Here is a 13,749-nt window from a genome sequence, read left to right as displayed (position 1 = left end):
TCGACGCAGAAATTTTCCGGGAGATTGCTTGCACGCCGTCCTATTGCTGGACGGCGTAGCAGGCGATTTTCTTCTTCTTCAAAGCGGTGCAGGCCTTCCAGGCGGCATCCTTCGAGTCGAAACCGCCGAAACGGGCGCGGTAGTAGGTCTCGCCATCCTTGTCGAAGGCGACGGTGAAGCCGGAAGCATCGGCCAGCACCTTGGGCGCTTGCTTGGTGGTCTTGTCGAGGAATGCCTGGGCTTCGGATTGTTTCGGCGAAGAGGCGACCTGGATCGCCCAGCCCGACGGTACCGACGCGGTGCTGACCGGATCGACGGCAGGGGCCGGCTCGGCATAGGCGGCCACCACCTGTGCCGTGGCGACCTTCGGGCTGGAGACTATGACCGTCTTCACCTTCTTTGCCGGGACGACGAGTTTGGGAGTCTCGGCCTCGGCAGCGCTGTCGGCATTGTCTTCATCCTGGTCGACCGTCGCGTCCTCGGCAGCGGCGTCATCCGCGCTGGCCACCGCCACCGGTTTGTCGTCCGGAGTCGGGGCGTCGTGCTTGGGCAGGAGGACTTTGGCAATTGCCTTGACCGGATTGCTGTCGGCCTTGGCAACCAGATCACCATCGCCGCGGGTCGAGGCCCTCGGCATATAGGTATGGATCAGGCTCGCCATCTGGTTGTCGCGGCTGCCGCCCGAGGTGCCGCCCATCACAACGGCGACAAGGCGGCGGTTGCCGTCGGACACGGACGAGACGAGATTGAAGCCGGAGGCACGGGTATAGCCGGTCTTGATGCCGTCGACGCCCTTGATGCGTCCGAGCAGACGGTTGTGGCCGTTGATGCGCTGGCGGCCGTAGAGAAAGGACCGCTGCGAGAAATAGCCGTAATATTGCGGGAAATGCTCCCTGAGCGCGATGCCGAGCGTGGCCATGTCGCGCGCCGTGGTGAACTGACCCGGATCGGGCAGGCCGTTGGCGTTGCGGAAAACGGTGCCGTTCATGCCGAGCTGACGCGCCTTGGCGGTCATCATGCGGGCGAAATTGATTTCGTTGCCGCCCAACATTTCGCCGAGTGCTGTCGCCGAGTCGTTGGCCGACTTGGTGACTATCGACAGGATGGCGGTCTCGACCGTGACCGAACCGCCCGGCTTCACACCGAGCTTCGTCGGCGCCTCCGCGGAGGCCTTGGCGGAAAACACGACTGGCGAGTTCTTGCCGATCTTGCCCGCCGCCATCGCTTCGAACGTCAGATAAAGCGTCATCATCTTGGTGAGCGAGGCCGGGTAGCGGCGGCCGTTGGCATCGGCTGAATAGAGCACCTTGCCGGTCTTGGCGTCGACCACTATGGCGGACGACCTCGCCGCCAAGGACGAGGCTGCGCCGGCAACGACAAACGTCATAGCCATGGCGATGATCATGATCGTTTTGAGGGGAGATGTGGATTTGGAAACGATGCCCGACAACGCCTGACGCACTGGTAGTTCCTTTGAATTTCTCGTTGCGCTGGAGGCGGCAAAGGGATCCTGCCTCACTTCGGGCCAAGCTACCGGGGCAGCGTTACCAATCCGTTTATGGTAACCGCCGCGTTCACCATTTTCTTTCGGCTTGAAGCTCTCTTTATTCAAATCTTAGCCATTGGCATTCGGGCAGTGCCTCCACGCGGGCGAAATGTTGACTTTTTGTGCAGCGCACAATATGTTACGTGCATTGCACAAAACGCCGCCCGGACAGGGCGCGTCCTATGAACAGGCAACCGTCAAGGGAATCACGAAATGACCCAGACCTACGAAGATTTCAGCAAATACGGCAAAGAGTTCGCGGATACCGGATTGAAGAGCTTCGCTTCGCTCTCGAAGGGCGCTCAGGCGATCGCCACCGAGGCCGGTGAATACACCAAGAAGAGCTTCGAAGCCGGCAGCGCCGCCTTCGAGAAGCTGTTCTCGGCCAAGTCGCTGGACAAGGCGATCGAGATCCAGTCCGACTACGCCAAGCAGTCCTACGAGGCATTCGTTGCCGAGGCCACCAAGATTGGCGACCTCTATGCCGAACTCGCCAAGGAGGCCTACAAGCCGTTCGAATCGATCGTTGCCAAGGCGAAGTAATCTTCGCCTGACAATTCCAAAGCTGGCCCCTTTGGGCCAGGACAGAACCCGGTCGCGGAAGCGCGGCCGGGTTTTTTCATGTCAATTTCCAGTTCGGAGGGGCGCGCCGCTTCACGATTGCGAAAATCCGCCAAGTTTGGTCACCTAGCCATATTGTCAGCTAACCAGAAGGGCTTAAAATCGTCCATCGAACACCTACATGTTGAACTCGCATGAGGATTCGAAGAGGCAGGATTACGTGACGATCGGTTTGACTGCCACGAAACAAGTGGCGCGGATGCAAAACGGCGGCGGTGACGGCAATGAGGCCGGCCGCGGGACGGCCGTCATCACGCGCACCAAAACCAAGACCAAGAAGCCCAGCCTTTACCGGGTCCTCATCCTCAACGACGACTACACTCCGATGGAGTTCGTGGTTCACGTGCTGGAGCGTTTTTTTCAGAAGGACCGCGAAGCCGCCACACGCATCATGCTTCATGTTCACAATCATGGAGTGGGCGAGTGCGGGGTCTATACATTCGAGGTGGCCGAGACCAAAGTGTCTCAGGTCATGGATTTCGCCCGACAGAATCAGCATCCGCTGCAATGCGTGATGGAGAAGAAGTGAGGTAACATGCCGGCTTTCTCCCAAGGCCTGGAAAAGGCGCTTCACCAGGCGCTGACGCTCGCCAATGAGCGGCACCATGAATATGCAACCCTTGAACATCTGCTGCTCGCGCTCATCGACGATACCGAGGCCGCCGCCGTCATGCGCGCCTGCAACGTCGATCTCGACGAGCTGAAGCACACTGTTCTCACCTATATCGACACCGAGCTCGACAACCTCGTCACCGGTTACGACGAGGATTCCAAGCCGACGGCCGGCTTCCAGCGCGTCATCCAGCGCGCTGTGATCCATGTGCAGTCGTCGGGCCGCGAGGAAGTGTCGGGCGCCAACGTGCTCGTCGCCATCTTCGCCGAGCGCGAGAGCCATGCCGCCTATTTCCTGCAGGAACAGCAGATGACCCGCTACGATGCGGTCAACTATATCTCGCATGGCATCGCCAAGCGTCCGGGCGCATCGGAGACGCGCTCGCCGCGTGGCGCCGATGACGAGCAGGGCGGCCAGAATGGCGCCGAGCCGCAGGAGGAAGGCGGCAAGAAGAAGCAGCAGCAGGACGCGCTGACGGCTTATTGCGTCAATCTCAACAACAAGGCCAAGGCCGGCAAGATCGATCCGCTGATCGGGCGCGAGTCGGAGATCAACCGCACCATCCAGGTGCTGTGCCGCCGCTCGAAGAACAACCCGCTCTATGTCGGCGATCCCGGCGTCGGCAAGACGGCGATCGCCGAGGGGCTGGCCAAGCGCATCGTCGAGGGCGACGTCCCCGAAGTGCTGCACAACGCCACCATCTTCGCGCTCGACATGGGCACGCTCCTGGCCGGCACGCGCTATCGCGGCGATTTCGAGGAACGGCTGAAGCAGGTCGTCAAGGAACTCGAGGATTATCCGGGCGCGGTGCTGTTCATCGACGAGATCCACACCGTGATCGGTGCGGGCGCGACGTCGGGCGGCGCCATGGACGCTTCGAACCTGTTGAAGCCGGCCCTGTCGTCGGGTGCGATCCGCTGCATCGGTTCGACCACCTACAAGGAGTTCCGCCAGTTCTTCGAGAAGGACCGCGCTTTGGTGCGGCGCTTCCAGAAGATCGACGTCAACGAACCAACCGTCGAGGACGCCATCGAGATCATGAAGGGCCTCAAGCCCTATTTCGAGGAATTCCACAAGGTCCGCTACACCAGCGAAGCCATCAAGGCCTCGGTGGAACTGTCGGCGCGCTACATCAATGACCGCAAGCTGCCGGACAAGGCGATCGACGTGATCGACGAGACCGGCGCCTCGCAGATGCTCGTGCCGGAAGCCAAGCGCAAGAAGACCATCGGCATCAAGGAGATCGAAGCCACCATCGCCACCATGGCGCGCATCCCGCCGAAGACGGTTTCGGCCGACGACGAGAAGGTGCTGCAGGGCCTCGATATCGAGCTGAAGCGCGTCGTCTACGGCCAGGACACGGCGATCACGGCGCTGACCTCGGCGATCAAGCTGGCGCGGGCCGGCCTGCGCGAACCCGAAAAGCCGATTGGCTCCTACCTGTTCTCAGGCCCGACCGGCGTGGGCAAGACGGAAGTCGCCAAGCAGTTGGCTGCTTCGCTCGGCGTCGAGCTGATCCGCTTCGACATGTCGGAATACATGGAGCGCCACACCGTTTCGCGGCTGATCGGCGCGCCTCCCGGCTATGTCGGTTTCGACCAGGGCGGCCTCTTGACCGACGGCGTCGACCAGCATCCGCACTGCGTGCTGCTGCTCGACGAGGTCGAGAAGGCGCATCCGGACCTGTTCAACATCCTGTTGCAGGTCATGGACCACGGCAAGCTGACCGACCATAACGGCAAGCAGATCGACTTCCGCAACGTGATCCTGATCATGACTACCAATGCGGGTGCGTCGGATGCGCAGCGCGCGGCGATCGGTTTCGGTTCGACCAAGCGCGAAGGCGACGATGTCGAGGCGATCAACCGGCTGTTCACGCCGGAGTTCCGCAACCGCCTCGATGCGATCATCCCGTTCGGCTCGCTGCCGGTGCCGGTCATCCACCAGGTGGTGCAGAAGTTCGTCATGCAGCTCGAAGCCCAGCTCTCCGAGCGTGGCGTCACCTTCGACCTGTCGCCGGATGCGATCGCTTGGCTCGCCGACAAGGGCTATGACGAGCGCATGGGCGCGCGGCCGCTCGGCCGCGTGATCCAGGAGCACATCAAGAAGCCGCTGGCCGACGAGGTGCTGTTCGGCAAGCTGAAGAAGGGCGGCACGGTGCGCGTCACCGTCGAGAAGAAGGAAACCGGCGAGACCGGCCTGAAGCTCGAATCGCTGGCCGACGAGGCGCCGGTGAAGCCGAAGAAGGAAGAGCCGGAAGACGCGCCGAAGCCGCGCAAGGCGGCGGCCAAGAAGCCTGCCGCAAGGAAGGTTGTGGCGCAGAAGCCGGAGCCCAAGGGCAAGGATGGCGGCAAGCGCAGCCTTGTACCGCAACTGCCCCGCAAGGGCTGATCGGAACTTACTCGGAAAAGCCCCGGAAACGGGGCTTTTTTCATGTCAACAATGGGTGGCTATGCCGGGCCATATCCTCAACGGCGCGCGATCCTCAACGGCCTGATCGATTGCGCGCGCCGGCTCGTCGGCCTGCCGGTGCTGTTCGTTGGCGTTCGCTGTCATCATGGAGCGGGGCGACCAGCGAGGCGGGCGGAGTTATGTATCCGCTACTCTGAGAGGATCCCCGTGCATTTGCCGGTGTGTCTATGGGAGGAGGCGGTGTCTCGGCCTGGAGTTTACGAGCTGGAAGTCGACACGTCGTTCCTGAACTCTGTGCAGTGCGCGGAGATGCGATCTGTAAGCAATTTCTAATGAATAGCACGCATTCGACGGCATTCAGAGGCTTTTTGGTTCGTTCTCCGCAGATCCATAGGCCACCTCGACCATTGCCTAACCATTTTTCACTCCGAATTAACGCTGATTGGTCACGTTCCAGGGATGGTCTTGCTGCCTGCAGAACGCACAATACTGGCCGTGGTTGTGGCGCTCGTCGCTGTTTGCTTGTTCCTTGCCTGGGACAAGGACGTCACCGTTGCACTCGACGGCTACAGTTTTTCCATTGGCTTTGCGATTGTCATGTTCATGCTTGGCCAATTCTATCGCCGCGTTCGCAAAGCCGAGCGGATCGCTCTCACTGCCCATGTTCTGGCGCTGTTCATCCTCTTTTCAGTGGTTGCCTCGCTCTTCAACCTTCTGCTCTTGCCGCGGTATTCGGCGCCGATCGACGCTAGTCTGGTGTGGATCGACTCTTTGTTCGGTTACTCGTGGCCGGATGCCTGTGTCTGGATTGCCCAATACCCAGTCCTTTCGGATGCTCTCAGGCAGATCTATAGCCTGACGCTGGCTCAGATCCTGTTTGTCTTTGTCTTTCTGGGTATGGCCAAAGATCGGCGGCAACTGCATGCAGCCATGCTGGCGATGGTGTTTGCAGCGCTGGCCACCATCTTTTGCTGGGCACTGTTTCCGTCCAGCGGGGCTTCCGCTTACTGGATCTTGGAGCCTGAAATTGATCGCGTTGTTCGACCTGTGGTAAATTCCGCCTATGGCGTGGAACTGAATCGCCTGCTCGCTGAGGGTACCAAGGATATTTCGACCTTACAGGTGACAGGGCTCATAGGGTTCCCTTCGTTCCACACGGTCATGGCGCTGATGTCTCTCATCGCAGTTTGGCCGTACGCATTCGCGCGTTTCGCGCTGATCCTCGTCAACACTGCGCTGCTGCCGGCGATTCTCATCCATGGCGGCCACAATTTGATGGACGTGTTCGGCGGCGTGCTGATTACGATAGCTTGCTGGCGACTGGGTCTGTTGGCATTCGAAGTACAGCAGCGCCGGTCATTGTCCACGGCCAAACGTGAAGCTGTGTCGGCCGAGGGCTGAGCATCACTGCGCGGTCATTGCCGCTCGTATCTTTTCGGCGTTCTCGGCCAGTACTTCCGGCTTTTCCATCTGTCCGGAATGCGGTTTGAGCGGCACGCCCTCGAAGCGCGGAACCACATGGACATGCAGGTGGTAGACGGTTTGTCCGGAGGCCGGCTCGTTGAACTGCATGAGGGTGACGCCGTCGGCGTTGAAGGCCTTTTTCACGGCCACCGCCACTTTCTGCACGACGGCAAACAACGGGCCGAAGGTCGCCGGGTCGGCGTCGAGGATGTTGCGCGACGGTGCCTTTGGCACCACCAGCGTATGCCCCGGTCCTTGCGGCATCACATCCATGAAGACCATGACCGCATCGTCTTCGTAAACGCGGTGCGAGGGAATTTCTCCACGCAGGATCTTTGCGAAGATGTTGCCGGTGTCATAGGCGGTTTCGGCCATGGTGAATGCTCCAGATTGTGCCTCGCCGTCCCGTGTAGCGAAGCTCTTCCGCAGCGGCAAGACAATGACGGGCGATCAGGCGATCGACCATCCCAGATTCGACAAGCGCGTGATGGAAGCGCCTTTGCGCTGCGATGATCTATCGAAATAAAGCGCGACGCAGACGCCAAACCCTGCATGTGTCCCCCAGGGGGCTTACGCACCCATGGCCGGGGCATGACATGCCGGAGAGCCTGCTATTCCTCGATATCCTTGCGGAATGGGGTATGCTCTTCCAGATATTCGCCCATCCGCTCCACCTCGCGCCGTTCGCGCCTGAGATAGTCGGCGACCGCGTTGCGCAGGCCAGGGTGCGAAATGTAGTGGGCCGAATGCATGGTCACCGGCCGGTAGCCGCGTGCCAGCTTGTGCTCCCCCTGGGCGCCCGCCTCGACCACCTTCAACTTGCGCTCGATGGCGAAGTCGATGGCCTGATGATAGCAGACCTCGAAATGCAGAAAGGGGTGATCCTCGATGCAGCCCCAGTTGCGGCCATAGAGCGCGTCGGAGCCGATGAAATTGATGGCTCCGGCAATGTAGCGCCCGTTGCGCCTGGCCATCACCAGCAGGATGTCGTTCGCCATGCGTTCGCCGATCAGCGAAAAGAACTGGCGGTTCAGATAGGGGCGGCCCCATTTGCGGCTGCCGGTGTCCATGTAGAAGGCAAAGAAGTCGTCCCAGGCCTTTTCGGTCAGATCCTTGCCGGTCAGCCAGTCGATCGAGATACCGTCGGCAAGCGCCTCGCGCCGTTCCTTCTTCATTGCCTTGCGCTTGCGCGAGGCAAGCGTGGCGAGGAAGTCGTCATACGTCGAAAAGCCTTCGTTGAAGAAGTGGAACTGCTGGTCGGTGCGATGCAGGAAGCCTGCGGCCTCGAGCGTCGCGACGTCGCTTTCCTGCGCGAAGGTGACATGCGCCGAGGACACGCCCAGCTTGTCGGTCACCATTTTAAGACCGGCCGCAAGACCAGCCTTCACCGCATCCTGATCCTCGCCCTTGCTGACCAGCAGGCGAGGGCCGGTGACGGGCGTGAATGGCACGGCGCATTGCAGTTTCGGGTAATAGCGGCCGCCAGCCCGCTCGAAGGCATCCGACCAGCCGTGGTCGAACACATATTCGCCCTGGCTGTGCGATTTGAGATAGCAGGGGACCGCGCCCAGCAGCCTGCCTTGTGCATTTTCGAGCCGCAGGTGATGTCCTTGCCAGCCGGTGCGCCTGACAGCGCAGCCGGAATCCTCAAGCGCGCTCAAAAAGGCAAATGAAACGAGTGGATTATAGCCGCTCTCTGCATTGTTGCGCGAGGTGCCGGCAAAGCCATCCCATTCATCGCAAGTGAAGGCCCCGATACCAGCGGCGATGCGGATTGAAAACTCCGCATTCGCCGTTTGCCCGTCGCCGTCATCGCCCTGATCCATGCGGCTTATTTAAGCTCCATCCGGGCCGCTACAAGTCACGTTTGGGTCACCTTGTTCAGGCGATCTCGACGAGGTCGGGTTCGAACCCTTCGAATGTCATCTGATCCGCATATTTAAAGGTCAGATCGACCGCGGGCTGATCATGCACCGTCCAGGTGATAACTGGCATTTTGAGTTTTTCACGCACGAAACTGACAAACGGGTTCGGCAGGTCGCCGGCGGCATACGACGTGAAGGAGAGCTCATACGCCAGCATGGCGAAATGCGCTTCGATCAGTTTGAGGTCCTTGCCGTAGGCCGTCAATCCAGCGGGAATGCCAGGCGCGTGCTTTGGGAAATCGCGGATCAGCCAATGATCGAACGACATGATCGCCGCCTTGCCCTTGTAGCGCTTGAGCATCTTGCCGACGCGCGCCACCAGGCCTTCGTCACGACCGGGAATCCCTTTCAGTTCGACGACCATGGGCACGCGACCATCGACGAGGTCGAGCGCTTCCTGCAGCGTCGGCACGTGATCGGCCGTGCCACCAACCTTGAGCGCGGTCAGTTCAGCCGCGCTGCGTTGCCAGACGAAGCCATCCTGTCCGGTCAGCCTTTTCAGGTCGTCGTCATGGATGATGACGGGAACGCCGTCCGACGACAGATGCACGTCGCATTCGATGGCGTAGCCACGTTCGGCCGCGGCAGCGAAGGCGGAAAGCGTGTTTTCCCAGCGCGTCTTGTTCATGTCGTGAAAGCCGCGATGGGCAACGGGCCGGGCGATCAGCCAGGAGAGCTCGGTCATGTCGGGCCTTCGCTCACTCGACTTCGAAGATTGCTTCGATTTCCACCGCGGCGTTAAGCGGCAGGGAGGCGGTGCCGACGGCGGAGCGGGCGTGCTTGCCGCGCTCGCCAAGGGCGGCGACCAGGAAATCGGAGGCGCCGTTGGCAACCAGATGCTGCTCGACAAAGTCGGTGGCGGAGGCGACGAAGACCGTGATCTTCACCAGCCTGCGGATATTCTCGAGATCACCGAGGGCGGCCTTGGCCTGGGCCAGAATGTTGATCGCGCAATATTTTGCCGCGTCCTTTCCGGCGGCGGTGCCGACGTCGCGGCCGAGCAGGCCGCTCGCCTGCAGCTTGCCGTCCTTGAGCGGCAACTGTCCGGCGGTGAACAGCAGGTTGCCGGTCCTGCAATAGGGCACATAGTTGGCCGCGGGCGCGGCGGCGACAGGAAGCGTCACGCCGAGATCGCTTAGCCGCTTTTCGATTGTTTCACTCATTGCTTTTCCCTATTGCTGGAAGGCGCCGCGCTAGCCGGGCCGAAATTGCTATTTTTGCCTCGCTTCCGCCACGACTTTTTTTAAGCTGGACCATCTTTCCCTGCGGCCTGCCACCAGCCGCGACGATCGGAGTACCTCATGCGCGCAACGCGCCTCGCATTCAACGCCGTTTTTTTGGCGGCGGTCTTCTCGATAGGCCCCGCCTTTGCCGTCCCGGCGTTGCAGGCGCACCGCGCCGTGTATGACCTTACCCTCAACAAGGCCTCCGACCGCTCCGGCATTACAGGCATATCCGGCCGCATGGTCTATGAATTCAACGGTTCGGCTTGCGAAGGCTATACGGTGAAATTCCGTTTCGTCACCCAGATCGTCACCAACGAAAATACCAGACTGACCGACCAGCAGACGACGACATTCGAGGATGCCGAAGGCAAGACCTTTTCGTTCGTGACCAAATCCTTTGTCGACCAGAATCTCGACAAGGAGGTCAAGGGTATCGCCACCAAGAACGCCAAGGGGCTGAAGGTCGATATCGACAAGCCCGAGAAGAATAGCCTGGAGCTAGCCGCTACCCAGTTTCCCACCCAGCATCTGGTGGAACTGATCGGCAAGGCCGAGAAGGGCGAAAACTTTTACCAGACAAACCTGTTCGACGGTTCGGAAGACGCCAACAAGGTGATGACGACCACCGTCGTCGTCGGCAAGAAGAGCGACGCCGACAAGACCGATCCCGAGGCGCCGGCGCTGGCCAAGCTCGCCACCGACAAATATTGGCCGGTCGACATCGCCTATTTCGACGACAGCGCCCAGAACGGCGAAGAGGTGCCGGAATACCGGATCAGCTTCAAGCTGCACGAAAACGGCATCACCCGCGATCTCGTCATGGACTATGGCGACTTCTCGATGACCGGCAAGCTGGTCAACCTGTCGCTGTTCGACCAGACAAAGCCTTGCCCGGTGTCGAAGTAGCAGGGCAATTGAGCTGGCCGCGGCGGGCTTGATGGCGGTCTATGTCGATGCAGCGATCTGGAAGTGGGCCGGTCATCTCTGGTGCCATCTCCTGGCTGATGATACCGACGAGTTGCATCGCTTTGCCACCGAGCTCGGCATCAAGCGCTCGTCCTACCAGGGCCCGCCCAAGACGTCGGCGCCGCATTATGACATAACCGGCTTCGAGCGCGACCGCGCGGTGCGGCTCGGCGCCGTCGAATGCAGCCGCGAGCAGATCGTCGCAATCTTCCGGCGCGTGCGTGTGCCCAACGGAAAGGCCCAGTCATGACACCAACGGCATTCCTGGCTTATTGCGCCGCGATTACGCTGGCCGCCGCGACGCCAGGTCCGGCGATGTTCGCGGTCATCACCAATGGCGTGTCGCGCGGTTTCCGTCGCGCCTTCATGGCCGGCGTTGGCGTCGCCGCCGGCGATGCCGTGCTGGTCACCCTCGCACTGCTCGGGCTGGTGGCGCTGGCCCAGACGTTCGAATGGGTCTTTCTCCTGCTGAAATATGCAGGCGCCGCCTATCTGATCTATCTCGGGATCCGGATGTGGCGTGCCGCAGCCGCGCAGCCGGATAAACCGCAGGCGACCGAAGCAAGGTTGTCGCGATCGTTCCTGCTCGGCGCGTCCATTGCGCTCGGCAATCCAAAGGCGATCCTCTTTCACGCCTCGATCATGCCGCTGATCCTCAACCTTGATACGATGACCTTTTTCGATGGCCTACTCGTGGTGGCCGTCGTCATCAGCGTCAATGTCGTTACCATGGGGGTCTATGCCGCCCTGGCGGGCCGAGCATCGGGCTGGTTCACGACGCCCAGGCGCATGCGGCTGATGAACAGGTTCGCCGGCAGCGCCATGATCGGTACCGGAGCACTGATTGCCGCACGCTGAGCGCTGACGCGCCACAACGCTTGCGTTTGTCGCTCTTCCCCTCTATATGCCCGCTCATTCCACACACGGACTTTGGTGTCTGCCCGGGAGAAATCCGGCTGAAACCTCCGGTGGCGTTCGAGGACTGGAGTCCAAAAATGCCTGTGTCCGTGGAGGCTAACCGGAAAGGAAAATGAGAATGGCACTGCCTGATTTCAGCATGCGCCAGCTTTTGGAAGCTGGCATTCACTTCGGCCACCAGACCCACCGCTGGAACCCGAAGATGGCGCCCTACATCTATGGCGCCCGCAACAACATCCACATCATCGACCTGTCGCAGACGGTGCCCTTGCTGCACCAGGCGCTTAAGCAGGTTTCGGACACCGTCGCCAAGGGCGGTCGCGTTCTGTTCGTCGGCACCAAGCGCCAGGCGTCCGACATCGTCGCCGATGCGGCGCAGCGTTCGGCCCAGTACTATGTCAATTCGCGTTGGCTCGGCGGCATGCTGACCAACTGGAAGACGATCTCGAACTCGATCCAGCGCCTGCGCAAGCTCGACGAGATGCTGGCCGGCGAGGCCCAGGGCCTCACCAAGAAGGAACGCCTGAACCTCGATCGTGAGCGCGAGAAGCTCGACAAGGCGCTGGGCGGCATCAAGGACATGGGCTCGACGCCCGACCTGATGTTCGTGATCGACACCAACAAGGAAGCGATCGCCATCCTGGAGGCCAAGCGCCTCGGCATTCCGGTCGTCGCGATCATCGATTCGAATTGCGACCCGGACAAGATCGACTTCCCGATTCCCGGCAACGACGACGCGGCCCGCGCCATCCAGCTCTATTGCGACCTGATCGCCAAGGCTGCGATCGACGGCATCGCCCGTCAGCAGGGCGCGCTCGGCGTCGATATCGGCGCTTCGGTTGAAGCCCCGGTCGAACCGGCGCTCGATCCGGCTCCGGCGTCGGAAGCCCCCAAGGCTTGATAAGCGAAGGCCGGTTGCGGCCTTCATCTTTCTCATATTTTGGCACGCTAAACAGACGCACCATCGAATGCCGATGGTGCGTCGGTGCATTTAAAAACAAAGAGGCGACAATGAGCATTTCGGCTGCACAGGTCAAAGAACTCCGCGACTTGACCGGCGCGGGCATGATGGACTGCAAGGCGGCGTTGAACGAGACCAACGGCAACATGGAAGAGGCCGTCGACTGGCTGCGCAAGAAGGGTATCTCCAAGGCCGACAAGAAGGCCGGCCGTACCGCTGCCGAAGGCCTGATCGGCGTCGACAATGGCGTGCGCGAGGCTGCGGTCGTCGAGGTCAATTCCGAGACCGACTTCGTTGCCCGCAATGCCGCCTTCCAGGAAATCGTCGCCAACGTTGCCAAGGTGGCGCTTGCCTATGGCACGACCGAGGCGGTTGCGGCCGCCCAATATCCGGGTTCGGACAAGTCGGTCGCCGACACGATCAAGGACGCGGTCGGCACCATCGGTGAGAACATGGGCTTCCGCCGCTCGGCCAAGCTCACCGTGCCGCATGGCGCGGTGGCGACCTATGTGCACAACGCGGTTGCCGACGGCCTCGGCAAGCTCGGCGTGCTGGTCGCGATCGAGACCACCGGCAATGAGCACGCCGCCAACGCCTTTGGCCGTCAGGTCGCCATGCATGTCGCTGCCACCAACCCGATGGCGCTGACGGCAGAGCAGATCGATCCGGCCGCGGTGGAACGCGAAAAGGCGATCTTCTCCGACCAGGCGCGCCAGTCGGGCAAGCCGGAAGCGATCATCGAGAAGATGGTCGAAGGCCGCCTTCGTAAGTTCTATGAGGAAGTCGTGCTCCTGAAGCAGGCCTTCGTGCTCAATCCCGACATCACCGTCGAGAAGGCGCTGAAGGATGCCGAGAAGGAAATCGGCGCCCCGGCCAAGATCACGGCCTATTTGCGCTTCGCGCTCGGCGAAGGCATCGAAAAGGAAGAGACGGATTTCGCGGCGGAAGTCGCGGCGGCGGTCAAGAAGTAAGTCGCTTACCGCCTTATTCCGAAAGCGTTTTTCGGCCTGACGTCCGCAGGGATGTCAGGCCGATTTCTTGTGCGGTGTCGGTCAAGGTCCTCAGTTTCGGCGCGCGATATGGGCGGGGAGACAGAC

At 61.1% G+C, this 13,749-nt stretch carries 15 protein-coding genes; 10 read left to right on the top strand and 5 right to left on the bottom strand.

Annotation, left to right across the window (positions count from 1 at the left end):
* Positions 1 to 40: 40 nt before the first annotated feature.
* Positions 41 to 1,462: a D-alanyl-D-alanine carboxypeptidase gene (locus tag FJ958_RS03970; RefSeq protein ID WP_140739699.1), complete on the bottom strand. Its 1,422-nt coding sequence runs from the start codon at positions 1,460 to 1,462 to the stop codon at positions 41 to 43.
* A gap of 297 nt (positions 1,463 to 1,759) precedes the next feature.
* Between FJ958_RS03970 and FJ958_RS03965 the strand changes: the two genes are divergently transcribed.
* From FJ958_RS03965 to FJ958_RS03945, 5 genes are all read left to right on the top strand, one after another.
* Positions 1,760 to 2,089, top strand: a complete 330-nt coding sequence (locus FJ958_RS03965; RefSeq protein WP_095774324.1) for a phasin family protein — start codon at positions 1,760 to 1,762, stop codon at positions 2,087 to 2,089.
* Between the two features lie 277 nt (positions 2,090 to 2,366).
* Complete coding sequence (gene clpS / locus FJ958_RS03960) at positions 2,367 to 2,696, top strand: ATP-dependent Clp protease adapter ClpS (protein ID WP_010909565.1); 330 nt, start codon at positions 2,367 to 2,369, stop codon at positions 2,694 to 2,696.
* Between the two features lie 6 nt (positions 2,697 to 2,702).
* Positions 2,703 to 5,171: an ATP-dependent Clp protease ATP-binding subunit ClpA gene (gene clpA, locus FJ958_RS03955; RefSeq protein WP_140739696.1), complete on the top strand. Its 2,469-nt coding sequence runs from the start codon at positions 2,703 to 2,705 to the stop codon at positions 5,169 to 5,171.
* A 42-nt stretch (positions 5,172 to 5,213) separates the two neighbouring features.
* On the top strand, positions 5,214 to 5,525 hold the full coding sequence (locus FJ958_RS03950) for a hypothetical protein (protein ID WP_140739693.1): 312 nt from the start codon (positions 5,214 to 5,216) through the stop codon (positions 5,523 to 5,525).
* A gap of 126 nt (positions 5,526 to 5,651) precedes the next feature.
* A complete protein-coding gene (locus tag FJ958_RS03945; RefSeq protein ID WP_140739690.1) occupies positions 5,652 to 6,593 on the top strand; it encodes a phosphatase PAP2 family protein in 942 nt (313 codons plus the stop codon).
* Positions 6,594 to 6,596: 3 nt separating this feature from the next.
* Here FJ958_RS03945 and FJ958_RS03940 read toward each other — a convergent pair whose 3' ends face one another.
* From FJ958_RS03940 to FJ958_RS03925, 4 genes are all read right to left on the bottom strand, one after another.
* Positions 6,597 to 7,031 (bottom strand): HIT family protein, encoded by a 435-nt coding sequence (locus tag FJ958_RS03940; RefSeq protein ID WP_140739688.1) that lies wholly within the window; start codon positions 7,029 to 7,031, stop codon positions 6,597 to 6,599.
* Positions 7,032 to 7,267: 236 nt separating this feature from the next.
* On the bottom strand, positions 7,268 to 8,482 hold the full coding sequence (locus FJ958_RS03935; protein WP_140739685.1) for a GNAT family N-acetyltransferase: 1,215 nt from the start codon (positions 8,480 to 8,482) through the stop codon (positions 7,268 to 7,270).
* Positions 8,483 to 8,537: 55 nt separating this feature from the next.
* Positions 8,538 to 9,266 (bottom strand): glycerophosphodiester phosphodiesterase, encoded by a 729-nt coding sequence (locus tag FJ958_RS03930; RefSeq protein ID WP_140739682.1) that lies wholly within the window; start codon positions 9,264 to 9,266, stop codon positions 8,538 to 8,540.
* 13 nt (positions 9,267 to 9,279) lie between these two features.
* Positions 9,280 to 9,744, bottom strand: coding sequence for a RidA family protein (locus tag FJ958_RS03925; RefSeq protein WP_140739679.1), 465 nt, complete (start codon positions 9,742 to 9,744; stop codon positions 9,280 to 9,282).
* 138 nt (positions 9,745 to 9,882) lie between these two features.
* On the opposite strand from FJ958_RS03925, the gene FJ958_RS03920 reads away from it, so the two are divergent.
* From FJ958_RS03920 to tsf, 5 genes are all read left to right on the top strand, one after another.
* The gene (locus tag FJ958_RS03920) at positions 9,883 to 10,713 is read left to right on the top strand and encodes a cell envelope integrity EipB family protein (RefSeq protein WP_140739676.1); all 831 of its coding nucleotides are present in this window, start codon (positions 9,883 to 9,885) and stop codon (positions 10,711 to 10,713) included.
* Between the two features lie 31 nt (positions 10,714 to 10,744).
* Positions 10,745 to 11,023 carry a DUF4031 domain-containing protein gene (locus FJ958_RS03915; protein WP_140739673.1) on the top strand — a complete coding sequence of 93 codons (279 nt, stop codon included), beginning with the start codon at positions 10,745 to 10,747 and terminating at the stop codon, positions 11,021 to 11,023.
* Complete coding sequence (locus tag FJ958_RS03910; RefSeq protein WP_140739671.1) at positions 11,020 to 11,631, top strand: LysE family translocator; 612 nt, start codon at positions 11,020 to 11,022, stop codon at positions 11,629 to 11,631. Before FJ958_RS03915 ends, FJ958_RS03910 begins: the two co-directional genes overlap by 4 nt.
* 178 nt (positions 11,632 to 11,809) lie before the next feature.
* The gene (gene rpsB, locus FJ958_RS03905) at positions 11,810 to 12,592 is read left to right on the top strand and encodes a 30S ribosomal protein S2 (RefSeq protein WP_140606991.1); all 783 of its coding nucleotides are present in this window, start codon (positions 11,810 to 11,812) and stop codon (positions 12,590 to 12,592) included.
* Positions 12,593 to 12,702: 110 nt separating this feature from the next.
* The gene (gene tsf, locus FJ958_RS03900; protein WP_140739668.1) at positions 12,703 to 13,623 is read left to right on the top strand and encodes a translation elongation factor Ts; all 921 of its coding nucleotides are present in this window, start codon (positions 12,703 to 12,705) and stop codon (positions 13,621 to 13,623) included.
* Positions 13,624 to 13,749 lie beyond the last annotated feature (126 nt).

This window comes from Mesorhizobium sp. B2-3-5, assembly GCF_006442395.1.
In the GTDB taxonomy this organism is placed as follows: domain Bacteria; phylum Pseudomonadota; class Alphaproteobacteria; order Rhizobiales; family Rhizobiaceae; genus Mesorhizobium.
The sequence above is the reverse complement of the archived record's forward strand: the minus strand, read 5'-3'. Positions and strand labels throughout refer to the sequence as shown.

What these genes read in the sequence shown, in the direction of transcription:
- FJ958_RS03935 (WP_140739685.1), bottom strand. Translation starts at nt 8,482, where the DNA reads ATGGATCAGGGCGATGACGGCGACGGGCAAACGGCGAATGCGGAGTTT.
- FJ958_RS03920 (WP_140739676.1), top strand. Translation starts at nt 9,883, where the DNA reads ATGCGCGCAACGCGCCTCGCATTCAACGCCGTTTTTTTGGCGGCGGTC.
- tsf (WP_140739668.1), top strand. Translation starts at nt 12,703, where the DNA reads ATGAGCATTTCGGCTGCACAGGTCAAAGAACTCCGCGACTTGACCGGC.
- FJ958_RS03965 (WP_095774324.1), top strand. Translation starts at nt 1,760, where the DNA reads ATGACCCAGACCTACGAAGATTTCAGCAAATACGGCAAAGAGTTCGCG.
- FJ958_RS03950 (WP_140739693.1), top strand. Translation starts at nt 5,214, where the DNA reads ATGTCAACAATGGGTGGCTATGCCGGGCCATATCCTCAACGGCGCGCG.
- FJ958_RS03945 (WP_140739690.1), top strand. Translation starts at nt 5,652, where the DNA reads ATGGTCTTGCTGCCTGCAGAACGCACAATACTGGCCGTGGTTGTGGCG.
- clpS (WP_010909565.1), top strand. Translation starts at nt 2,367, where the DNA reads ATGCAAAACGGCGGCGGTGACGGCAATGAGGCCGGCCGCGGGACGGCC.
- FJ958_RS03930 (WP_140739682.1), bottom strand. Translation starts at nt 9,266, where the DNA reads ATGACCGAGCTCTCCTGGCTGATCGCCCGGCCCGTTGCCCATCGCGGC.
- FJ958_RS03940 (WP_140739688.1), bottom strand. Translation starts at nt 7,031, where the DNA reads ATGGCCGAAACCGCCTATGACACCGGCAACATCTTCGCAAAGATCCTG.
- FJ958_RS03925 (WP_140739679.1), bottom strand. Translation starts at nt 9,744, where the DNA reads ATGAGTGAAACAATCGAAAAGCGGCTAAGCGATCTCGGCGTGACGCTT.
- clpA (WP_140739696.1), top strand. Translation starts at nt 2,703, where the DNA reads ATGCCGGCTTTCTCCCAAGGCCTGGAAAAGGCGCTTCACCAGGCGCTG.
- FJ958_RS03915 (WP_140739673.1), top strand. Translation starts at nt 10,745, where the DNA reads ATGGCGGTCTATGTCGATGCAGCGATCTGGAAGTGGGCCGGTCATCTC.
- rpsB (WP_140606991.1), top strand. Translation starts at nt 11,810, where the DNA reads ATGGCACTGCCTGATTTCAGCATGCGCCAGCTTTTGGAAGCTGGCATT.
- FJ958_RS03910 (WP_140739671.1), top strand. Translation starts at nt 11,020, where the DNA reads ATGACACCAACGGCATTCCTGGCTTATTGCGCCGCGATTACGCTGGCC.